The 20,738-nt window shown below is 71.4% G+C and carries 18 protein-coding genes and 2 pseudogenes; 8 read left to right on the forward strand and 12 right to left on the reverse strand.

Going from position 1 to position 20,738, the window contains the following annotated elements; genetic code table 11:
* The first annotated feature begins 32 nt into the window (after nucleotides 1–32).
* From I8N67_RS03970 to I8N67_RS42240, 4 genes and pseudogenes are all read left to right on the forward strand, one after another.
* The gene (locus I8N67_RS03970; RefSeq protein WP_200301155.1) at nucleotides 33–431 is read left to right on the forward strand and encodes a 6-pyruvoyl trahydropterin synthase family protein; all 399 of its coding nucleotides are present in this window, start codon (nucleotides 33–35) and stop codon (nucleotides 429–431) included.
* Nucleotides 428–1,651, forward strand: coding sequence for a glycosyltransferase family 4 protein (locus tag I8N67_RS03975; RefSeq protein ID WP_200301156.1), 1,224 nt, complete (start codon nucleotides 428–430; stop codon nucleotides 1,649–1,651). The genes I8N67_RS03970 and I8N67_RS03975 overlap by 4 nt, the downstream gene beginning before the upstream one ends.
* The gene (locus I8N67_RS03980; RefSeq protein ID WP_200301157.1) at nucleotides 1,648–2,586 is read left to right on the forward strand and encodes a methyltransferase domain-containing protein; all 939 of its coding nucleotides are present in this window, start codon (nucleotides 1,648–1,650) and stop codon (nucleotides 2,584–2,586) included. The genes I8N67_RS03975 and I8N67_RS03980 overlap by 4 nt, the downstream gene beginning before the upstream one ends.
* Nucleotides 2,587–2,747: 161 nt before the next feature.
* Nucleotides 2,748–3,842 (forward strand): annotated as a pseudogene (locus I8N67_RS42240) (lysylphosphatidylglycerol synthase transmembrane domain-containing protein); the annotation flags it as partial.
* Between the two features lie 116 nt (nucleotides 3,843–3,958).
* Here I8N67_RS42240 and I8N67_RS03985 read toward each other — a convergent pair.
* Complete coding sequence (locus I8N67_RS03985) at nucleotides 3,959–4,714, reverse strand: creatininase family protein (protein ID WP_200301158.1); 756 nt, start codon at nucleotides 4,712–4,714, stop codon at nucleotides 3,959–3,961.
* Nucleotides 4,715–4,792: 78 nt separating this feature from the next.
* Here I8N67_RS03985 and ribA point away from each other — a divergent pair, with 78 nt between their 5' ends.
* The 4 genes from ribA to I8N67_RS04005 all read left to right on the forward strand — a co-directional run bounded on the left by ribA (nucleotide 4,793) and on the right by I8N67_RS04005 (nucleotide 8,991).
* Nucleotides 4,793–5,452 (forward strand): GTP cyclohydrolase II, encoded by a 660-nt coding sequence (gene ribA, locus I8N67_RS03990; protein WP_200301159.1) that lies wholly within the window; start codon nucleotides 4,793–4,795, stop codon nucleotides 5,450–5,452.
* A gap of 197 nt (nucleotides 5,453–5,649) precedes the next feature.
* Nucleotides 5,650–6,795, forward strand: coding sequence for an NAD(P)/FAD-dependent oxidoreductase (locus tag I8N67_RS03995; protein ID WP_200301160.1), 1,146 nt, complete (start codon nucleotides 5,650–5,652; stop codon nucleotides 6,793–6,795).
* Nucleotides 6,792–7,847, forward strand: coding sequence for a saccharopine dehydrogenase (locus I8N67_RS04000; RefSeq protein WP_200301161.1), 1,056 nt, complete (start codon nucleotides 6,792–6,794; stop codon nucleotides 7,845–7,847). The genes I8N67_RS03995 and I8N67_RS04000 overlap by 4 nt, the downstream gene beginning before the upstream one ends.
* Complete coding sequence (locus I8N67_RS04005; RefSeq protein WP_200301162.1) at nucleotides 7,840–8,991, forward strand: saccharopine dehydrogenase family protein; 1,152 nt, start codon at nucleotides 7,840–7,842, stop codon at nucleotides 8,989–8,991. Before I8N67_RS04000 ends, I8N67_RS04005 begins: the two co-directional genes overlap by 8 nt.
* 6 nt (nucleotides 8,992–8,997) lie before the next feature.
* Here the strand turns inward: I8N67_RS04005 and I8N67_RS04010 are convergent, their stop codons facing one another.
* The 11 genes and pseudogenes from I8N67_RS04010 to tkt form a co-directional block, all read right to left on the reverse strand.
* Nucleotides 8,998–10,224, reverse strand: coding sequence for a serine hydrolase domain-containing protein (locus I8N67_RS04010; protein ID WP_200301163.1), 1,227 nt, complete (start codon nucleotides 10,222–10,224; stop codon nucleotides 8,998–9,000).
* Nucleotides 10,225–10,249: 25 nt separating this feature from the next.
* A pseudogene (locus I8N67_RS04015) lies at nucleotides 10,250–10,597 on the reverse strand (MFS transporter); the annotation flags it as partial.
* 136 nt (nucleotides 10,598–10,733) lie between these two features.
* Entirely contained in the window at nucleotides 10,734–12,194 is a 1,461-nt protein-coding gene (locus I8N67_RS04020; RefSeq protein WP_200301164.1) for a pentapeptide repeat-containing protein, read from the reverse strand.
* 41 nt (nucleotides 12,195–12,235) lie between these two features.
* A complete protein-coding gene (locus I8N67_RS42245; RefSeq protein WP_234045009.1) occupies nucleotides 12,236–12,457 on the reverse strand; it encodes a hypothetical protein in 222 nt (73 codons plus the stop codon).
* A 102-nt stretch (nucleotides 12,458–12,559) separates the two neighbouring features.
* Complete coding sequence (locus I8N67_RS42250; RefSeq protein WP_234045010.1) at nucleotides 12,560–12,796, reverse strand: hypothetical protein; 237 nt, start codon at nucleotides 12,794–12,796, stop codon at nucleotides 12,560–12,562.
* The gene (locus I8N67_RS44495; protein WP_372443626.1) at nucleotides 12,769–13,731 is read right to left on the reverse strand and encodes a catalase family protein; all 963 of its coding nucleotides are present in this window, start codon (nucleotides 13,729–13,731) and stop codon (nucleotides 12,769–12,771) included. The genes I8N67_RS42250 and I8N67_RS44495 overlap by 28 nt, the downstream gene beginning before the upstream one ends.
* Before the next feature lie 267 nt (nucleotides 13,732–13,998).
* Nucleotides 13,999–14,877: a phosphogluconate dehydrogenase (NAD(+)-dependent, decarboxylating) gene (gene gnd, locus I8N67_RS04035; RefSeq protein ID WP_200301258.1), complete on the reverse strand. Its 879-nt coding sequence runs from the start codon at nucleotides 14,875–14,877 to the stop codon at nucleotides 13,999–14,001.
* Between the two features lie 10 nt (nucleotides 14,878–14,887).
* Nucleotides 14,888–15,853, reverse strand: coding sequence for a glucose-6-phosphate dehydrogenase assembly protein OpcA (opcA, locus tag I8N67_RS04040; RefSeq protein ID WP_200301165.1), 966 nt, complete (start codon nucleotides 15,851–15,853; stop codon nucleotides 14,888–14,890).
* Nucleotides 15,850–17,439 carry a glucose-6-phosphate dehydrogenase gene (zwf, locus tag I8N67_RS04045; RefSeq protein ID WP_200301166.1) on the reverse strand — a complete coding sequence of 530 codons (1,590 nt, stop codon included), beginning with the start codon at nucleotides 17,437–17,439 and terminating at the stop codon, nucleotides 15,850–15,852. Before zwf ends, opcA begins: the two co-directional genes overlap by 4 nt.
* Nucleotides 17,436–18,593, reverse strand: coding sequence for a transaldolase (gene tal / locus I8N67_RS04050; protein WP_200301167.1), 1,158 nt, complete (start codon nucleotides 18,591–18,593; stop codon nucleotides 17,436–17,438). Before tal ends, zwf begins: the two co-directional genes overlap by 4 nt.
* Nucleotides 18,594–18,612: 19 nt before the next feature.
* Nucleotides 18,613–20,664, reverse strand: coding sequence for a transketolase (gene tkt / locus I8N67_RS04055; protein ID WP_200301168.1), 2,052 nt, complete (start codon nucleotides 20,662–20,664; stop codon nucleotides 18,613–18,615).
* Between the last annotated feature and the right edge of the window lie 74 nt (nucleotides 20,665–20,738).

The following is a 20,738-nucleotide window of genomic DNA, read 5'->3' on the forward strand; positions in this document are numbered from 1 at the left end:
GGGGCAGACGCACCGCACTGGAGGGTCGTCCGTTGTTCAGCATCACCGTTCGCGATCACATCATGATCGCCCACAGCTTCCGCGGGGAGGTCTTCGGACCCGCGCAGCGCCTGCACGGCGCCACGTTCCTCGTGGACGCCACCTTCCGGCGCGCCGAGCTGGACGACGACAACATCGTCGTAGACATCGGACTGGCCACGCAGGAACTCGGTGCCGTGGCGAGCGAGTTGAACTACCGCAACCTCGACAACGAGCCGGCCTTCGCCGACACCAACACCTCGACCGAGTTCCTCGCCAAGGTGATCGCCGACCGGCTCGCCGAGCGGATCCACAAGGGTGCCCTCGGCGAGAACGCCAAGGGCATCGCCGATATCAAGGTCACCCTGCATGAGTCGCACATCGCCTGGGCGAGTTACGAGCGTGCCCTGTGACCGACGTGACCATCGACCGGACGGCCGTCGCCGCCGCCACCCAGGCCAACGGGGGAGAGCAAGTGAGGCTCGGCTATGTGCCCGTGCAGAACGCGGCACTGAAGCACGCGGCGATCGTGCCCATGTCGCTGCGCTCGGTGCACTTCGTGATGCCGGGCGGCGTCGACGACCTGGCCCGGCCCAGCGGCGGCAACGCCTACGACCGCCGGATCTGCCTCGACCTGCCCGGCTTCGGCTGGCAGGTGCACAAGCACTCGATCGACGGCAGCTGGCCGCGCCCGGACGCGGCGGCACGCGCCGAACTCGCCCGTACGCTGCGGGAATTCCCCGACGGCACGGTCGTCCTGCTCGACGGCCTGGTCGCCTGCGGAGTGCCCGAGATCATCCTCCCCGAGGCCGAACGGCTCTGCCTGGCGGTGCTGGTGCACCTGCCGCTCGGCGACGAGACCGGCCTGGAGCCCGACGTCGCGGCCGAGCTCGACGCCAAGGAGCGGACCACCCTGCGGGCCGTGTCCGCCGTGATCGCCACCAGCGAGTGGGCGGTACGACGGCTCGTCTCGCACCACGGGCTCGCCCCCGAGCGGGTCCATGTCGCCGCCCCCGGCGCCGACATCGCGCCCATCGCCTCCGGCACCGACGGCGTCTCCCGGCTGCTGTGCGTGGCCGCGGTCACTCCGCGCAAGGGCCAGCACCGGCTGGTGGAGGCCCTCGCCACCGTCACCGAACTGCGCTGGAGCTGCGTACTGGTGGGCGGCCTCGACCAGGAGCCCGAGTACGTCGACCACATCCGCTCGCTGATCGCCAAGTTCGGCCTGGAGGACCGGTTCCACCTCGCCGGACCGCAGGCCGGCGCGGAACTCGACGCGAGTTACGCCGCCGCCGACCTCATGGTCCTCACCTCGTACGCCGAGACCTACGGCATGGCGGTCACCGAAGCCCTCGCACGCGGAATCCCCGTACTGGCCACGGACGTCGGCGGTCTCCCCGAGGCCGTCGGCCGTGCCCCCGACGGCGGGGTGCCCGGCATCCTCGTCCCGCCGGAGAACCCCGCGGCCATCGCGGCGGAGCTGCGCGGCTGGTTCGGGGAGGCCGACGTACGGCGTCGGCTGAAGGCCGCGGCGCGCGGGCGCCGGGCCGCGCTGGACGGGTGGGCGACCACGGCCCGCAGCCTCGCCCATGTACTGGGCCGGCTGCGGCACGAACCTCGGAGGGCGGCATGACCACTTCTGCCGATATGACCGCTGCGGCGGCAGGCACGGCCGGGTCCGTTCCCGGTGCGGCGCTGAGCATGGCGGGGCGCGGTGGCGACACCCCGGCGGCCGAGGGGCACCAGTACGCCCCGCGGTGGCTGGAGCTGCGTGAGAGCGCCGACGCCGACGCCCGCGCGGTGGATCTGCTCGACCCGTTGCGCATCCGGCTGGCGAACCTGCCCGGGCGGGCCACCGGGCTGGTCGTCCACGACCTGGGCTGCGGCACCGGCTCGATGGGCCGCTGGCTCGCGCCCCGGCTGGACGGCGCCCAGCGGTGGGTGCTGCACGACCAGGACCCCGACCTGCTGCGCCTGGCCACCGCGCGGGCGCCCCGCGCGGCCGCCGACGGCAGCCCCGTCACGGTCACCACGCGGCGCGGCGACATCGGCCGGCTGACGAAGGACGACCTGGCGGATGCCTCGCTGGTCACCGCGTCCGCGCTGCTCGACGTCCTCACCCGCGAGGAGATCGAGGCGCTCGCCGCGGCCTGTGCGGGCGCCGGGGTGCCCGCCCTGCTGACCCTGTCGGTCGTGGGCCGCGTGGACCTCGTCCCGGCGCACCCCATGGACGCCGAGATCGGCGAGGCGTTCAACGCCCACCAGCGCGCCGGCGATCTGCTCGGCCCGGACGCGATCACCGTGGCCTGCGAGGCCTTCGCCCAGCAGGGCGCCACGGTCCGCGTCCACCCGAGCCCCTGGCAGCTCGACGGCCGGCACACCGCCCTCACCGAGGAGTGGCTGCGCGGCTGGGTCGGCGCCGCCTGCGAACAGCGCCCCGAACTCACCGAGCGCGCCGACGCCTACCTCCGCGACCGCCTCCGGGCGGGCGCGGCCGGCGAACTCCGCGCCGTCGTCCACCACAGCGACCTGCTGGCACTGCCCCGCCCCATGGGCGGAGCCTCATGACGGCCCCGGTTCAGGAGGCGGTCGAGGCCCATCCGCCGGTGACGGCCGACCGCGTACGGGTACGGCCGAAGGGAGTCCGGGCACGGGTCAGGGCGAGCGCGCCTTCGGCCCGGGCGCGGATACGGACCCTCACGCCCGGCACCGGCCCGCGAACGCTGCCGATGGCTACGGCCGCGCCGAGGTCGGCCGGGGCGCCGGGTACCGAACCGGAAGGGGCCCCCTCGGACACGGTTTCCGGCGGATCCTCGCCCAGCCCGGACAGCCGTACGGCCGCGCCGGACGCACCGGCGGAGCCGACGGGGGCGACGGAGACGGAGCTGTCCGGCGGCCACCGCGCCGAGGCTCCCGAGGCCCCGCGCGCGGCGGCGCTCCACACGGCCCCGAGCGGCACCGCGCCGCGGACCCCGGCCGCCGAGCCCCGACCCCGCGCCGCCGCCAGGTTCATCCGCGCTCTGCGCACCCACTTCGGCACCCTTGCCGGAACGGTCATCCTGGCCGTCGTCGTCTGGCGGACGGGCACCGGGGTGTTCCTGGACGGGCTGCGGCGCATCGACGGCGGCACGCTGGCGGCGGGTGTCGGGATCGGCGTGCTGACCACGGTGTTCAGTGCCTGGCGCTGGTGCGCGGTGACGCGGGCGCTGGGGCTGAGGCTGCCGCTGGGGCCGGCCGTCGCGGACTACTACCGCGCGCTGTTCCTCAACGCGGCGCTGCCCGGCGGTGTCCTCGGCGACGTGCACCGGGCGGTACGGCAGGGGCAGAGCTCCGGGGACATGGGGCGCGGGGTGCGGGCGGTGGTGATCGAGCGGACCGCGGGCCAGTTGGTGCTGGCCGTCGTGGGAGTAACGGTCCTGCTGGTGCTGCCCTCCCCGGTCCTGGAGCAGACCCGCCACGCGACGGTCCTGCTGTCGCTCACCACCCTGGGCGCGCTGGCGATCTGGGCGGCGGTCCGCATGGGGCGCGGGACGAGCGCGTCGAACGGCCGGGGCCGCCGCGTCCGGGCCGTCCTCACCGAGGCGCGCACCGCGCTGCTGAACCGCGACAGCGGGCCCGCCGTGCTGATCTCGTCGCTGGCGGTGCTGGCCGGTTACGTGGCGATGTTCCTGCTCTCCGCCCGCGTGGCCGGTTCCGCCGCGACCCCGCTGGAGCTGCTGCCCCTCGCGCTGCTGGCCCTGATCGCGATGAGCGTGCCGCTCAACGTCGGCGGCTGGGGCCCCCGGGAGGGCGTCACCGCCTGGTCATTCGCCGCCGCGGGGCTGGGCGCCTCCCAGGGCCTGACCGTGGCCGTCGTCTACGGGGTGCTCAGCTTCGCGGCCAGCCTGCCGGGGGTCCTCGTACTCGTCGGACGCTGGTACGGCTCCCTGCGGGCCCGCCGTCAGTCGGTGTCCGAGGCGCCCCGGTCGTCCGAGGTGACCACGGAGAAGTACGCCTCGAAGGAGTCGACGAACCCTGCCAGCAACTCCTTGCCCTTCGCGGCGGACGCGAGGGACGGACGGCCGATGACACCGGAATCGGTGTAGGCCGACATACCGAGGGAGAGGAGATGACGGCGGTCGTCGGCAAGGAAATCGGTGGTCTCGTGACCGGGCCGGACCAATTCGGGGTGGCAATGCAGAAGTATGGAGGTCTCTATTTCTCCCGCATGCATATCACTGAGCAACGAGGTCTGTACGCCCGCTCGTTCGCGTGCGGCGTCCCAGTCCTCCATCGCCGGGAAAAGGGCCATTCGATGTCCCGCCGCGGTGGATTCCTGAACGACATTGCCCAGGACGTAATTCCCGCCGTGTCCGTTCACCACCACCAGTGCCTCGACGCCCGACCGGCGCAGGGAGGCGGCGATGTCGCCGACCACCGCGTGCAGGGTCGTCGCGGAGATGCTGACCGTGCCCGGCCACGCCGCGTGCTCGTGCGAGCAGGCGATGGTCACGGGCGGCAGCAGGTGCACCGGATACGCGGCGGCTATCTCCCGGGCTATGGCGCAGGCGACGAGCGTGTCGGTGGCCAGCGGCAGATACGGGCCGTGCTGCTCGTAGCTGCCCACGGGAAGCACGGCCACCTGCCGGCCGACGCCCGCCCCGCGCGCGCGTACGTCCGCGGTGGTGTCCGTCGGCACAAGACTCGAACTGCTCATCTTTACACGGCCTTTCGTCTCTGTTGATGCTCCGTCATTTTCGCATGACGCCAGGGCTTACCAGATAGGAACCAGATCATGACAGAAAATGTTGGTGTACTCGGCACGAATGCCCAGTCCTCCGGCGCCATCCGTGTGGTGAATGCACCACTGCCCACAACCTACGGCGACTTCGAGGCCGTAGGTTATCTCGACCAGGACCGCGGCGAGGAACAAGTGGCGCTGGTGTACGGCGACATCAGCGGCGGTGAGGGAATTCTCATCCGGCTGCACTCGGAGTGCCTGACCGGTGACGCGTTCGGCTCCCAGCACTGCGAGTGCGGCGAGCAGCTCGACAGCGCGCTGCGGGCCATCGTCGCGGAGGGCCGCGGCATCCTCGTCTACCTGCGCGGCCACGAAGGGCGAGGCATAGGCCTGCTCGCCAAGCTCCAGGCGATGAAGCTCCAGTCGGAGGGCCTGGACACCGTCGAGGCGAACCTCGCCCTCGGCCTGCCGGTGGACGCCCGCGACTACCGGGTGGCCGCCGAGATGCTGCACGACCTCGGCGTACGGTCGGTCCGCCTGATGTCGAACAACCCGCGCAAGCGGGAGTCGCTGCTGCGCCACGGCATCAGCGTCGCCGAGCAGGTGCCGCTGCTGATCACGCCGTGCGAGGACAACATCACCTACCTGCGCACCAAGCGCGAGCGGCTCGACCACTACCTGCCGCACCTGGACGCCGTGGTCCACTCCTCCTGAGTGCCCGAGCACGCGTCGCGGCCCGTGAGTTCCGGAGCACCGGGGTTCGCGCGGCGGCCGTCCCGGAGGCGACTTCCGAACCCGGCCGCCGCGCCCGCCGCGGGTTCGACTTCCGGCGCCCCGCATGAACGTTCGCCTGTGGTGGAAGATCTGACTCCGTCGGGCAATCCGACCACGGTCGGACGAAGGGAGCGTTCGTGATCCGCAGCGCACGGGTCGTCGTCATCGGCGGAGGCGTCATCGGTACGAGCATCGCCTACCACCTGGCGGCCGCCGGAGTGGACGACGTCGTCCTCGTCGAACGCGACGAACTCGCCTCCGGGTCGACCGCCCGGGCCGCCGGCGGTGTCCGCGCACAGTTCTCCGACGAACTCAACATCCAGCTCGGGGCCCGCAGCCTGGAGGCGTTCGGCCGCTTCAAGCAGGAACTGGACCACGACATCGGACTCCACCAGGTCGGCTACCTCTTCCTCCTTTCGACCCCCGACGAGGTCGCCCAGTTCGAGGCGGGCGTCCAGCTCCAGAACGACCTGGGCGTGCCCAGCCGCATGCTCGACCCCGCCGAGGCCCAGCGGCTCTCCCCGCCGATCTCCACCGAGGGCCTGCTCGCCGCCGCGTTCTCGCCCGACGACGGGCACTGCACCCCCGAGTCCGTCGTCCACGGCTATGCCGCCGGGGCCCGCCGCCACGGGGCGACCGTGCTGCGCAACTGCGAGGTCCTGGGCATCGAGACCTGGCGGGACACGATCACCGCGGTGGTCACCGGCAAGGGCCGTATCGTCACCGACACGGTCGTGTGCGCGGCCGGCGCCTGGTCGAGGTCCATCGGAGCCATGGTCGGCGTGGACCTCCCGGTGGAACCGCTGCGCCGCCAGATCGCGGTCACGGAAGCCGTCCCCGGCCTCCCGCCGAACCTCCCCATGACGATCGACTTCACCAGCAGCCTGTACTTCCACTCCGAGGGCCCCGGCCTGCTCGTCGGCATGTCCGACCCCGACGAACGGCCCGGCTTCGCCACCGACACCCACGACCGCTGGATCCCCCGCCTGTACGAGGCCATGGAACGCCGCGCACCCGGCCTGCTCGACCTGCGCAGAACGGGCGGCTGGGCGGGCCTGTACGAGATCACACCGGACCACAACGCGCTGATCGGCGAGGCCGGTCCGTGCTCGCGCTTCCTCTACGCGACCGGCTTCTCCGGCCATGGATTCCTCCAGGGCCCGGCGGTCGGCGAGGTGGTCCGTGACCTGTATCTGGGCCGCGTACCCTTCGTCGACATCAGCCCCTTGAACGTCGACCGCTTCACGGTCGACGCACCGCGCCCGGAGGCCAACCTCGTATGACCGACCTCTCCTTGTGGCTCCGCCACGAGACCCGCCCCACCGAACGCCGCACCCCGATCGTGCCGTCCGACGCACGGCGGCTCGTCGAGAGCGGAGTACGGATCACCGTCGAGGACTCCCCGCAGCGGATCTTCCCCGTGGAGGCGTACGAGGAGGCCGGCTGCCAGATCGCCGACGCGGGCCGGTGGGTGTCGGCGCCGCCGCACGCGGTGATCGTCGGGCTCAAGGAACTCCCGGACGAGCCCGCTCAGTTGACTCACCGTCATATCTTCTTCGGGCACGCCTACAAGGGGCAGCCCGGTGCCGGGGCCCTGCTGCGCAGGTTCGCGGCCGGGGGCGGTGCGCTGCTCGATCTGGAGTACCTCGTGGACGACCGGGGCCGCAGGCTCGCCGCCTTCGGCTTCTGGGCCGGCTACCTGGGCGCGGCCCTCGCGGTGCTGCACCACCGGGGCGCACTGGCCGCTCCGCTGGTTCCCACCACCAAGGAGGCGATGGAGGCCGAACTCCGCGCCTCCGGCGGCGACTTGAGTGCGCTGGTGATCGGCGCCCTCGGTCGCAGCGGCCGAGGCGCACGGGCAGCGCTCGCCGAGGCCGGCGTCGAACCGACCTGCTGGGACCTGGCCGAGACCCGCGACCTGGACCGGGCCGCCCTGCTGGCCCACGAGTTGATGGTCAACACCGTGCTGACGACAAGCCCGGTCCCGCCCTTCCTGACGGACAAGGACCTCGACGAGCCGGACCGCCGGCTGCGGACCCTCGCCGACGTCACCGTCGACGTCGGCTCACCCATGAACGTCCTGCCCGTCTACGACACGACCACGGAGTGGGACCACCCCGTACGGCGGCTGCGCGAACACCCCCCGCTCGATCTCATCGCCATCGACAACCTGCCCTCCCTGCTGCCCCGGGAGGCGAGCACCGATTTCTCGGCCGCGCTGCTGCCGCGACTGCTGGACTTCGAGACGGGCGGGGCGTGGAGCCGCTGCCTGGACCGTTTCCGGCAGGCGAGTCGCGAACTCGGCCTCACCGAAAGGGAGTTGCCCGATGACTGAGGTGGTCCCCGCGAGCGGCACCGTCCACTGGGTCGGCGCCGGTCTGTCCACGGGCAGCGGCCTGGCGGCGCTGTGCGACACCGCCGACCGCGTCCGGTTGTGGCACCGCACAGAGGAGCGCGCCGAGCGGGCCCTGGCCGCACGGGGCCTGACGGGCCGCGCCGAGCCCCGCGCGTACAGCCTGGCGGCGCTCGCGGCCGAGCTCGGCCCAGGAGACGTGGTCGTCTCGATGCTCCCGGCCCCGGACCACGCCCCGCTGCTCGGGGCGTGCGTCGCGGCGCGGGCCCACTTCGCCTGCTCCAGCTATGTCTCGGACGCGGTCCTCGAACGGGTGCCGGCGGCCGAGGCCGCGGGCGTCACCGTCCTCACCGAGGCGGGCCTGGACCCGGGCATCGACCACCTCTTCGCCCACAGCCTGATCGCCAGGGCGAGCGAGGCGATCGGACCGCGGACCGCCGCCTCGTACACCCTCACCTCGTACTGCGGCGGCGTCCCCGCCGAACCCGACGACTTCACGTACCGCTTCAGCTGGGCACCGGCCGGAGTCCTCAACGCCCTGCGCGCACCCGCCCGTTACATCGAGGACGGTGCGGAGACGACCGCCGCGCGCCCCTATACGGCGACCCGTCCCCATGTCATCGACGGCGAGACCTTCGAGGCCTACCCCAACCGCGACAGCGTCCCCTTCGTCGCCCAGTACGGCCTCCCGGCCGCCTGGAAACCGCGGACCTTCGTCCGGGGCACCCTCCGTCTCGGCGGCTGGCGCACGGCCTGGGCCCCCGTCTTCACGGAACTCGAACGCGACGACGACCGGCGCATCGCCGCGCTGGCCGAGGAGTTGGCGGCCCGCTACCCCACCACCGAGTCCGACCGCGACCGCGTGGTCCTCGCAGTCTCCCTCGACGTACACGCCGGTTCGGGCGAGAGCTGGTCCGGCCGCTACCTCCTCGACCTGACCGGTACGGCCGAGGAGAGCGCCATGGCCCGCCTAGTGTCCCGTCCCCTCGCCCTCGGAGTCGGGCACATCCTCGACGGGTCGTTGCCGGCGGGGCTGAGCCGGGGGGCGGAGACGGGGGAGCGGTCGGAGCGGTGGCTCGGTGAACTGGCCGAGGACGGGGTCGAGTTCACCCTGAGGACCTCGTAGGGGGTCTCAGCCCACCACGGCCTCGTGCACCAGCCGCTTCAGCTCCGGATAGACGGAGAACGACGACCGCCGCCGTACCTGCGTCATGAACTGGACCGTCAGGTCGCGGCGAGGATCCACCCAGAAGGTCGTGGTCGCGGCGCCCGTCCAGCCGAACGTGCCCAGGGAGGAGGGGCATTCGGTCACGGAGGGGTCGATGACGACGGAGACGCCGAGGCCGAAGCCGACGCCCACATTGCCCGGCTGCCGATGGAAGGCGCTGCCATGGGTGTGGATGTCGACGCCCCCCGGCAGCTGGTTGGTGGCCATCATGTCGACGGTCTCGGGGGAGAGGAGCCGCACACCGTCGAGTTCGCCGCGGCGACGCAGGAACTCGGCGAAGCGGTGGTAGTCCCGGGCGGTGGCGACCATGCCGCCGCTGCCGGAGAGGAAGCGGGGGCGGCCCCGGAGGGGCAGGCCGGGGACGGGCGCGATGGAACCGTCCTCCTGCTCGCCGTACAACTCGGCCAGCCGGTCCGCCTGTTCGGGGGCGACCTGGAAGCCCGCATCCGTCATCCCCAGCGGGCCCAGGATCCGCTCGGCGAAGAACTCGTCGAGGTCCTGCCCCGACACCACCTCGATGATCCGGCCGAGGACATTGGTGGCGACGGAGTAGTTCCACCGCGTACCCGGCTCGAACTGCAGCGGCAGGCTCGCGTACTCCGCGCACGTCCGGGCCAGTGTGGCACCCGGCCGTACGGAGTTCTCCAGGCCCGCGTCGCGGTAGAGCGCGTCGACGGGGTGGTCGTAGTAGAAGCCGAAGGTCAGGCCCGAGGTGTGGGTCATGAGGTGGCGGACGAGGATCGGCTGCTCGGCCGGCCGGGTCAGGGTGTCCGCACCCTCGCCGGACACGTACACACGAGGCTCGGCGAACTCCGGGAGGTGGCGCGCGACCGGGTCCCTCAGCGACAGCCGCCCCTCCTCGATCAGTATCAGCGCGGCGATCGACGTGACGGGCTTCGTCATGGAGTAGACCCGCCACAGCGTGTCGGTCTCCACCGGCAGCCCGGCCTCGCGGTCGCGCCGACCGTACGTGGTGAGGTGGGCGACGCGGCCGTGACGGGCGAGGGACAGCAGGTAGCCGGGCAGACGGCCGTCGTCGACCTGGAGGGCGAGGTACTCGTCCAGGCGGGCCAGGGTCTTCGGGTCGAGGCCGGCCTCGCGCGGCTCGATCTCTTGGCGCAGTGGTTCCATGGTGGTTCTCCTCCGGTGGCCCGGGTCACGGCTCGCGTTCAACCTTGCTGTCTTCATCGTTCCGTACCGATGGCGTTCCATCCCTCGCGGGGCGGGCGGGTCGGGGCATTCGTACGGCAAGGGGCGCACCCAGCGCGGCCACGGCGGCCAGGAGCAGCAACGCGGGTCCCGTGCCGAGGGGCATGAGCGTGGTCGCGGCCGCCACCCCCAGCGCCGGACCGACGTTCATCGCGGTCTGCTGGAGCCCGCCCGCCACCCCCGCCGACTCCGGCGGAGCGTGCCGTACGACGACGGCGGTCGCGGTGACCATCAGCGCGCCGAAACCGGCCCCCACCAGCAGGAACCCGCCGCCGATCGCCACCGTCGACGACCCGGGGCACAGATCGTCGGGCGCGTCTTCTTCGAACTCGTCCAGCGGGGAGCCGGTTACCGGGGCTACGGCGCCTGGAACGCCCGTGCGGCTCGCTGCCCAGCACGTCCAACGTCGCGCACGCCAAGATGAGTTGGAATCACTGGCGGCTGACCGTACGCGTCACACCCGTGACGACCGTCGTCGCCAGGATCCAGCCGGTGATGACGAGGACGTACGACAGCCACTGCCCGACGCCCTCGGGCGCGAACGCCCGCTCCTGCCCGAAGTCGATGATCGGGAGCAGCAGGTCGAGGGTGTAGAAGACCGGGTTGAACTCCGGGGCCTCGTCCGCCTTGAGCGGGCTCGGCGGCCGTACCGCGTACGTGACCGAGCCCACCGCCATCAGCGACAGCAGCCAGACGCCCGCGCGCAGCGGACGGAAGCCGTAGCCCACGGTGGCGTCCTGGGCGTAGCCCCAGAGCCGCCCGGGCAGGCCGAGGGTGGCGCGATGGCGGCGCTGCTTGGCGAGCTGGACCCGCCGGGCCGCGTCGTCGTCGCCGATCCTGCGGTACGCGGCGGTCAACTGCTCGTAGGAGTACGGCAGATACGCCTCGCCGTCCCGCTCCAGCATGGGCAGCCGCCGCTCGGCGGGCTCGTGCGGGATGAGCGAGGTGTAGGTCAGGCTGTTCAGGAGGACCTTCTCGGGCAGCATGTCCGGCTCCAGGACCAGCACCTCTATCTGGGCGCGACGCATATTGAGCACGCCCTCCAAGGGAGGTCCGTCGCGCAGCCACAGCTCGCTGATGACGGAACTGCTCACCCGCAGCGCCATACCGCCGGGATTCGACAGCCGCGCGTACGCCAGGTCCAACTGACCGCCCACCCGGACACCGCGCAGCTCGACCCGGCCGCGTACGTCCGAGTGCCGCAGCACCACATCGGACTCGGTGGCGAGTGTCTCCGCGCTGAGCGCGGTGCCGCCGGGACGGTGCAACCGTGACCGCCGCAGATCGACGGACCCGGCGACATGGGCACCGCCGAGCCGGACCTCGCCGTTCGCGCGCAGCCCGGGAGCGCACAACTCCTCCCCGATCTCCGCCTGGTTGAGCCGCAGCGCCGGCTCGCCGTCCGGCGCGGTGAACTCGGCGCGTTCCATGAACAGGGTCCCGGAGATCTGCGCCCCGGTGAGCTTCACCGGCCCTCGGAACCGGCACTCCGTCAGCCGCAGCCCGCCGTCGACCCGGACTCGCGCCGAACGCAGGCCGGGAAGGGCGGACTTGGTCAGATTGAGGTAGGTGAACCGCGCGCCCGAGAAGTCGGGCACCTCGTCGAAGTGGCAGTCGCTCAGCCGTACGACGCTGTCGACGGTCGCGTACTTCAGATCCAGTCCGCCGGTGATCCGGGCGCCCGCGATCTTGAGGGCGGCCACCTCGCCCTCCTCCTGGGGAGCGGTGAGCAGTAACGCCCGCAGCACCCGGGCCCGTACGGTCCGCTGCGGGCCCCACTCGGTGCCGTTCGCGGCGTCCTCGTCGTCGGCGGTCCCGAAGTCCACGGCCACGCCCGACGGGAAGGCCTCCCACACCCGCCGCTCGGCCGCCGTCAGATCGTTGATCATCATCACTCGGGACTCTCACCCGAAGCGCTTGTACCTGTCAACCATCAACCATCGGAACGGGCCCGCCGACCCTCAGTGACCCCATGTTCGGCGTGCACCCGGTGCGCGTCCGTGAGCCCGTTGGTGAAGAACTTCTCGTAGTACTCGTTCTCCACGTGATGGACCTGGAGCCACACACCGGGGACATGGATCGCGTCCGTGTGCGCGGGGAAGCGGCCGTGCGTGCGGAGGATGTACTCGCAGATGTCGCGGGCGCAGTCGATCACCCGCTGCTCGTACTCACTGGCCTCGGTGAGATAGCGCTGCCCGTAGTCCTCCCGGTAGATCCGGGCGAAGACGTCCCGGTCGGTGTAGACGCCGGCGGGGCGCTAGAAGTTGCGGTCGTCCACCAGGGTGGGGCGGGCCCCGTCCGGCTGTGTGAGCAGGTACATCAGGGCGTTGACGTACTGGTGGGAGAGGTCGACCACCGGGAACAGCAGGGTCGTCCCGGGCAGGTTGGACAGGAAGCGGTTGGAGTCGGGGTACGCCGGGAAGTCCCGCCTGCCCGGCGCGACGTCGAGGCGGTGGTCCAGGATCTTCACCTTCGACTCGCGGGCCCGCGACACCAGGGTCTCTTCGTCGAACGGCTCGTACGGCGCCGGCGGCAGCCTGCGCAGGAAGTAGTGCCGGAGTCGTTGACGAGGAAGAAGTGGGTGTCCTGCGCGTTGTCCGGGCTCCCGGCGGTGCGGCCCGCCATCGTCAGGTTGGGCTTGGACATGATGGGCGTGCCGTTGTCCGGGTCAGCACCGCCTCCTCCAGCTCGGAGAGGGGCTGCACCGCGTTGCGCGACGTGTAGGTCATGGTCCCGGCGGACACCCGGGCCCCCCGGCTCACCCGGTGCGTACGTCGCCGCCACACGGTCCGCAGCAGCGGGCGCCGGAAGAGGTCGCCGAGCCCAGGGTGGGTGGTGCCAATAGATCTCATTGGCAAGCGAGTTGACGGTCCGTCGGGTGGCCGCCTGCACATTGCGCCGCATCCGTGCGGCCGTCCCCAGCCCCACCGCCGGCGGCAGCTTCACGAACAGCCCGAACGCCTTCCGCAGCGGACTCCGGGCCCCCGCCATGGCCTTGGCGAACGCCACGAACTCCCGTGCGTCGCTCGCGTGCGACACCGGATAGCTGGTGGCCAGCAGGTCATGGCTCTCGCCGTCCGACACCTGTACGCGTACCGCCGCGCCCCGCAGATCGGGCGAGCCGTCGCCCTGCCGGATACCGCTCGCGTTGGACAGCCGCACCACGGCCGGATAATCCGCGCCCGGCTGTGCGAAACCGACCCGCAGCGCCACCGGCAGGTCGTCGTGGAAGCGCAGCCGCGCGTTCTCCACCCCCAGCGGGGCCTTCGCGTGGAACGCCCGCGCGATTTCCCCGCCGCCGGCCCGCCGGTTCTTGACCTGGACGGCCATCAGCTCCCGCGCCAACCGCTCGAAGACGAGCTGTTCCGCCTCGGGGCTGCCGCCGTCGTACCGCTCGTACCGTTGATCGTGCTGCCCGGACTCGGCCATCGGCGTTTCCCCCCGTGCGGACGCGTATGCGATGCATTGATGCATACGGGACAGATGCCGCACGCTACCGGCGACGCGGTTCGGCCACCGCGACAGTTCACGCCGAGTGTCCGAACGGTCGGTCCAACAGTCGGGGGGTTCAGGAGCGTCGCCGGGTGCGGGCGGTCTGTGGTTGCTCGCGCGGTTCCCCGCGCCCCTGAAAGAAGGGACGCGGGGAACCGCGACCGGCCACGACGCTCCGGCACATGTTCGACCGGCCGTCAGAACCTACTTCTTGGACTCGACCGCATGCCCTCCGAACTGATTGCGGAGCGCGGCGATCATCTTCATCTGGGGCGAGTCGTCCTGGCGGGAGGCGAAACGGGAGAACAGCGACGCGGTGATGGCCGGCAGCGGCACCGCGTGGTCGATCGCGGCCTCGACCGTCCACCGGCCCTCGCCCGAGTCCTCGGCGTAGCCGCGCAGCTGGCGCAGATGTTCGTCCTCGTCGAGCGCGTTGACGGCGAGGTCGAGCAGCCAGGAGCGGATGACGGTCCCGTCCTGCCAGGAGCGGAAGACCTCGCGGACGTCCGTGACGGAGTCCACGGTCTCCAGCAGCTCCCACCCCTCGGCGTACGCCTGCATCATGGCGTACTCGATGCCGTTGTGGACCATCTTGGAGAAGTGCCCGGCGCCGACCTTCCCGGCGTGGACGTAGCCGTACGGCCCCTCCGGCTTGAGGGCCTCGAAGATCGGCTGGAGCCGCTCGACGTGTTCCTTGTCGCCGCCGACCATCAGGGCGTAGCCGTTCTGGAGGCCCCACACACCACCGGAGACGCCCGCGTCGACGAAGCCGATGCCCTTCGCGCCCAGCTCGGCGGCGTGCTTCTCGTCGTCCGTCCAGCGGGAGTTGCCGCCGTCGACGACCGTGTCGCCGGGCGAGAGCAGCTCCGCCAGCTCGTCGACGACGGACTGGGTGGCGCCGCCGGCGGGGACCATCACCCAGATCGTGCGCGGCCCGTCGAGGCGCTCGACCAGTTCGGCCAGGCTGCCCACATCGGAGACGTCCGGGTTGCGGTCGTAGCCGATGACGGTGTGGCCGGCGCGGCGGATCCGCTCGCGCATGTTGCCACCCATCTTGCCGAGACCGATCAGGCCCAGCTGCATCGCGGTCATGTCAGTTCACTTCTTTCCGGGCGTCATGAACGTTTCGAAGGGTTTGCGCGCCGTTGCTCTCGCCGCCGCGCAGGGCGATGGCGTACATCTCGTCGGCGTCGAGGCGGCGCAGCTCCTCGGCGATCAGCTCGGAGGTGGCGCGCACCTTCAGGGCGAGGGTGCGGGAGGGCTGGCCCGGCAGGGTGAGCGTGGCGAGCGGGCCCTCGGGGCGGTCGATGACGATCTCGCCCTTCTCGGTGCCGAGGCGCACCCCCGTCACGACCGGCCCGGCGGTCAGGACACGCTCGACGGAAACACCGAGGCGCGCCTCCAGCCAGCGGGCCAGCAGTTCGGCGCTCGGGTTGTCGGCCTCGCTCTCCACGGCGGCCGAAGTGATCGTCTCCTTGGCCTGGTCGAGGGCGGCCGCGAGCATCGAGCGCCACGGCGTCAGCCGGGTCCAGGCGAGGTCGGTGTCCCCGGGCGTGTAGGAGGCCCGGCGCTGCTCAAGGGCGGCGAGCGGCGTCTCCACGGCGTACATGTCGGTGATCCGGCGCTGCGCGAGGGCCCCCAGCGGGTCCTTGGCGGGCACCTCCGGCGAGTCCACCGGCCACCACACGACGACCGGCGCGTCCGGCAGCAGCAGCGGCAGGACCACGGAGTCGGCGTGGTCGGACACCTCGCCGTACGTCCGCAGCACGACCGTCTCGCCGGTGCCCGCGTCGGCGCCGACCCGCACCTCCGCGTCGAGATGCGACTTGGTGCGGTCCTTCGGGGTGCGGGCGTGCCGCTTGATGACGACCAGGGTGCGCGAGGGGTGCTCGTGCGAAGCCTCCTCGGCCGCCTTGATCGAGTCGTAGGCGTTCTCCTCGTCCGTCACGATCACCATCGTGAGGACCATGCCCACGGCCGGCGTGCCGATGGCCCGGCGGCCCTGCACCAGGGCCTTGTTGATCTTGCTTGCCGTGGTGTCAGTCAGGTCGAATTTCATGGCCTGCGCCAGCTCCGTCCGTCTCGTGCGAGCATCTCGTCGGCTTCCTCGGGACCCCAGCTGCCCGAGGAGTACTGTGCGGGCCGGCCGTGCGCGGCCCAGTACTCCTCGACCGGGTCCAGGATCCTCCAGGACTCCTCCACCTCCTGATGGCGGGGGAAGAGGTTGGCGTCGCCGAGCAGCACATCCAGGATCAGCCGTTCGTACGCCTCCGGGCTGGACTCGGTGAACGACTCGCCGTACGCGAAGTCCATCGTGACGTCCCGGATCTCCATCGAGGTACCCGGCACCTTCGAACCGAAGCGCACGGTCATCCCCTCGTCCGGCTGCACCCGGAAGACGATCGCGTTCTGCCCCAGCTCCTCCGTGGCCGTGGAGTCGAACGGCGAGTGCGGGGCGCGCTGGAACACGACCGCGATCTCCGTGACCCGCCGGCCGAGCCGCTTGCCGGTGCGCAGATAGAACGGCACACCCGCCCAACGGCGGTTGTCGATGCCCAGCTTGATCGCCGCGTAGGTGTCCGTGGCCGAGGAACCATCGATGCCTTCCTCCTCCAGATAGCCCGGCACCCGCTCGCCGCCCTGCCAGCCGGCCGCGTACTGGCCGCGCACGGTGTGCCTGCCCAGATCCTCCGGCAGCCGCACGGACTTCAGGGCTTTGAGCTTCTCGGTCAGCAGCGACTCCGCGTCGAAGGCCGCCGGCTCCTCCATGGCGGTCAGCGCCATCAGCTGCAGGAGGTGGTTCTGGATGACGTCACGGGCCGAACCGATGCCGTCGTAGTACCCCGCGCGCCCGCCGATGCCGATGTCCTCGGCCATGGTGATCTGCACATGGTCGACGTAACTCCGGTTCCAGATGGGCTCGTACATCTGGTTGGCGAAGCGCAGCGCCAGAATGTTCTGGACGGTCTCCTTGCCCAGGTAGTGGTCGATACGGAAGACCTGCTCCGGGTCGAACACCTCGTGCACGACCGCGTTCAGCTCCCGGGCGCTGGCCAGATCGTGCCCGAACGGCTTCTCGATGACCGCGCGCCGCCAGGAGCCCTCGGGCGGCGCGGCCAGCCCGTGCTTCTTCAGCTGCTTGACGACCTTCGGGAAGAACTTGGGCGGCACGGAGAGATAGAACGCGAAGTTGCCGCCGGTGCCACGGGAGGAGTCCAGCTCCTCGACGGCCTCGCGGAGCCGCTCGAACGCCTCGTCGTCGCCGAAGTCACCGGGGATGAACCGCATCCCCTCGGCGAGCTGCTGCCACACCTCCTCACGGAACTCGGTGCGCGCGTGCTCGCGGACCGCGTCGTGCACGATCTGCGCGAAGTCCTCGTCCTCCCAGTCCCGGCGCGCGAAGCCGACGAGGGAGAAGCCCGGCGGCAGCAGACCCCGGTTGGCCAGGTCGTACACGGCCGGCATCAGCTTCTTGCGGGACAGGTCACCGGTCACCCCGAAGATGACGAGCCCGGACGGGCCCGCGATCCGGGGGAGCCGGCGGTCACCCGCCTCACGCAGCGGGTTGGTCCACTCGGCGGTCGGCTCGGCGGCCGACTCGGAGGCCGGATCGGAGACCGACTCCGCAGGCGACTCGGTGGTCATTCCCCATCAACTCCCTTGCCGTTCAAGGACTTCGTCACCGTGTCCAGCAGGTCCTGCCACGCCGCCTCGAACTTGGCGACGCCCTCGTCCTCCAGCAGCCGCACGACCTCGTCGTAGGAGACACCGAGCGCCTCCACGGCCGCGAGGTCGGCGCGGGCCTGCGCGTAGCCGCCGGTCACCGTGTCGCCCCGGACGGCGCCGTGGTCCGCGACGGCGTCGAGCGTGGCCTCCGGCATCGTGTTGACCGTGCCGGGCGCGACCAGCTCGTCCACATACAAAGTGTCCTTGTACGCCGGGTCCTTCACGCCGGTCGACGCCCACAGCGGGCGCTGCTTGTTGGCCCGGGCCCCGGCGAGGGCGGTCCAGCGGCTGTCCGTGAAGACCTCCTCGTACGCCTCGTGGGCGAGCCGGGCGTTGGCGAGCGCGGCGCGGCCCTTGAGGGCGAGGGCCTCGGGCGTGCCCAGGCGGGTCAGCCGCTTGTCGATCTCGGCGTCGACGCGGGAGACGAAGAAGGAGGCGACGGAGTGGACGGCGGCGAGGTCGAGGCCCGCTGCCTGCGCCTTCTCCAGGCCCGCCAGGTAGGCGTGCATGACGTCGCCGTAGCGCTCCAGGGAGAAGATCAGCGTGACGTTGACGCTGATGCCGAGGCCGACGACCTCGGTGATCGCCGGGAGACCGGCCTTCGTCGCCGGGATCTTGATCAGCACGTTCGGGCGGTCCACGAGCCAGGCGAGCTGCTTGGCCTCGGCGACGGTCGCCGCCGTGTCGTGGGCCAGCCGGGGGTCCACCTCGATGGAGACCCGGCCGTCCCGGCCCGCTGTGGCGTCGTACACCGGACGCAGGAGATCGGCGGCGGCGCGTACGTCGGCCGTCGTCATCATCCGTACGGCCTCGTCGACCGTCACGCCGCGCACGGCGAGGTCGGCGAGCTGCTCCTCGTAGCCCACTGTGGAGCCGATGGCGGCCTGGAAGATGGACGGGTTGGTGGTCACGCCGACGACATGCCGGCTCTCGATGAGTTTCGCGAGGCTGCCGGAGGTGATGCGCTCGCGGGAGAGGTCGTCGAGCCAGATGGAGACGCCCAGGTCGCAGAGGCGCCGCAGGGGGTCCGCGACGGTGGCCGTCACGGTTGCTTCGGTGGTCACAGTGATCATCTTCCTTCAGGCGCTCGCATCAACCGCGGACGGAGCGGAGTGATTCCCGCGCGGCGGTGACGACGTTCTCGGGGGTGAAGCCGTACTCGGCGAACAGGGTCCGCCCGTCCGCCGAGGCGCCGAAGTGCTCCAGGGAGACGATGCGGCCGTGGTCACCGACGTACCGGTACCAGGTCAGACCGATCCCGGCCTCGACCGCCACGCGGGCCCGCACGGACGGCGGAAGCACGCGTTCGCGGTACGCGCGCGGCTGCTCTTCGAACCACTCCACCGACGGCATCGACACCACCCGTGTCCCGACCCCCTCCGCCTCCAGCCGCTCCCGCGCGGCGACGGCGAGCGCCACCTCGGAGCCGGTGGCGATCAGGATGACGTCCGGAGTGCCGGTCGAGGACTCCCGAAGGACGTAACCGCCCTTCGCGGCGGCGGGGTTCGGCGCGTACGTCGGCACGCCCTGGCGGGTGAGCGCCAGTCCGTGCGGGGCCGGGCTCGTGGCGTGCCGCTCGAGGATTTCGGCCCAGGCGATCGCCGTCTCGTTGGCGTCGGCCGGGCGGACGATGTTCAGGCCCGGAATCGCCCGGAGGGACGCCAGGTGTTCGACCGGCTGGTGGGTCGGCCCGTCCTCCCCGAGGCCGATGGAGTCGTGCGTCCACACGTACGTCACCGGGAGCTGCATCAGCGCGGAGAGGCGTACGGCGTTGCGCATGTAGTCGGAGAACACGAGGAACGTGCCGCCGTAGATACGGGTGTTGCCGTGCAGCGCGATGCCGTTCATCGCGGCGGCCATGGAGTGCTCGCGGATGCCGAAGTGGATGGTGCGGCCGTACGGGTCGGCCTCCGGGAGCGGGTTGTCGGCCGGGAGGAACGAGCTGGTGCTGTCGATGGTCGTATTGTTCGAGCCGGCCAGGTCGGCCGAGCCGCCCCACAGCTCGGGGATGACCGCGCCGAGCGACTGGAGCACCTTGCCGGACGCGGCACGGGTCGCCACCGATGTGCCCTCCTCGAAGGCGGGGAGCGCCTGCTCCCAGCCCTCGGGCAGCCGGCCCGCGACCACCCGGTCGAAGAGCCGGGCCCGTTCGGGGGAGGCGCCGCGCCACTCGTCGATCCGCTTGTCCCAGGCGGCGTGCGCCTCGGCGCCCCGGTCGAGGGCCCGGCGGGTGTGGGCGAGGACGTCGTCCGCGACGTCGAAGGTCTTGCCCGCGTCGAAGCCGAGGACCCGCTTGGTCGCCGCGACCTCGTCCGCGCCGAGCGCCGAGCCGTGCGAGGCCTCGGTGTTCTGGGCGCCCGGGGCCGGCCAGGCGATGATCGTGCGCATCGCGATGATCGAGGGACGCCCGGTCTCCTCCCGCGCGGCCTCCAGCGCGTCGTACAGGGCGTGCACGTCGATGTTGCCGTTGAAGGCCTGCTCGATCCGCTGCACATGCCAGCCGTACGCCTCGTACCGCGCCAGCACGTCCTCGGAGAACGCGGTGGCCGTGTCGCCCTCGATGGAGATGTGGTTGTCGTCGTACAGGAAGACGAGGTTGCCCAGCTTCTGATGGCCCGCCAGCGAGGAGGCCTCGGCGGAGATGCCCTCCTCCAGGTCGCCGTCGGAGACGATCGCCCAGACGGCGTGGTCGAACGGAGATGTGCCCTCCGGCGCGTCCGGGTCGAACAGGCCGCGCTCGTAGCGGGCGGCCATCGCCATGCCCACGGCGTTGGCGACGCCCTGGCCCAGCGGCCCGGTGGTCGTCTCGACCCCGGCCGTGTGCCCGTACTCCGGGTGACCCGGCGTCTTCGAACCATGGGTCCGGAACGCCTTCAGGTCGTCCAGCTCCAGCTCGTAACCGGCGAGGAACAACTGCGTGTAGAGGGTCAGCGAGGTGTGGCCGGGGGACAGGACGAAGCGGTCGCGGCCGGTCCACTCGGGATCGGCGGGATCGTGTCGCATCACCTTCTGAAAGAGCGTGTACGCGGCGGGGGCGAGGCTCATCGCCGTTCCGGGATGGCCGTTGCCGGCCTTCTGCACGGCATCGGCGGCCAGTAGGCGGGCGGTGTCGACGGCGCGCCGGTCGAGTTCTGTCCAGTTCATCTTCAAGAAGTCCTCGATAGATACGGCAGTGCTGTGCTGTCGCCTTCAAAAGTAAAAGTCTGACTTTTGCCGGG

Origin of the sequence: Streptomyces adelaidensis, assembly GCF_016598475.1 — a bacterium.
Taxonomy (GTDB): Bacteria; Actinomycetota; Actinomycetes; order Streptomycetales; family Streptomycetaceae; genus Streptomyces; species Streptomyces adelaidensis.

Coding starts and splice junctions, on each gene's coding strand:
- I8N67_RS03980 (WP_200301157.1), top strand. CDS start 1,648: ATGACCACTTCTGCCGATATGACCGCTGCGGCGGCAGGCACGGCCGGG.
- opcA (WP_200301165.1), bottom strand. CDS start 15,853: ATGAAATTCGACCTGACTGACACCACGGCAAGCAAGATCAACAAGGCC.
- gnd (WP_200301258.1), bottom strand. CDS start 14,877: ATGCAGCTGGGCCTGATCGGTCTCGGCAAGATGGGTGGCAACATGCGC.
- I8N67_RS04010 (WP_200301163.1), bottom strand. CDS start 10,224: ATGGAACCACTGCGCCAAGAGATCGAGCCGCGCGAGGCCGGCCTCGAC.
- I8N67_RS04000 (WP_200301161.1), top strand. CDS start 6,792: ATGACCGACCTCTCCTTGTGGCTCCGCCACGAGACCCGCCCCACCGAA.
- tkt (WP_200301168.1), bottom strand. CDS start 20,664: ATGAACTGGACAGAACTCGACCGGCGCGCCGTCGACACCGCCCGCCTA.
- I8N67_RS44495 (WP_372443626.1), bottom strand. CDS start 13,731: ATGGCCGAGTCCGGGCAGCACGATCAACGGTACGAGCGGTACGACGGC.
- zwf (WP_200301166.1), bottom strand. CDS start 17,439: ATGACCACCGAGTCGCCTGCGGAGTCGGTCTCCGATCCGGCCTCCGAG.
- I8N67_RS04005 (WP_200301162.1), top strand. CDS start 7,840: ATGACTGAGGTGGTCCCCGCGAGCGGCACCGTCCACTGGGTCGGCGCC.
- I8N67_RS04020 (WP_200301164.1), bottom strand. CDS start 12,194: ATGATGATCAACGATCTGACGGCGGCCGAGCGGCGGGTGTGGGAGGCC.
- I8N67_RS03985 (WP_200301158.1), bottom strand. CDS start 4,714: ATGAGCAGTTCGAGTCTTGTGCCGACGGACACCACCGCGGACGTACGC.
- ribA (WP_200301159.1), top strand. CDS start 4,793: ATGACAGAAAATGTTGGTGTACTCGGCACGAATGCCCAGTCCTCCGGC.
- tal (WP_200301167.1), bottom strand. CDS start 18,593: ATGATCACTGTGACCACCGAAGCAACCGTGACGGCCACCGTCGCGGAC.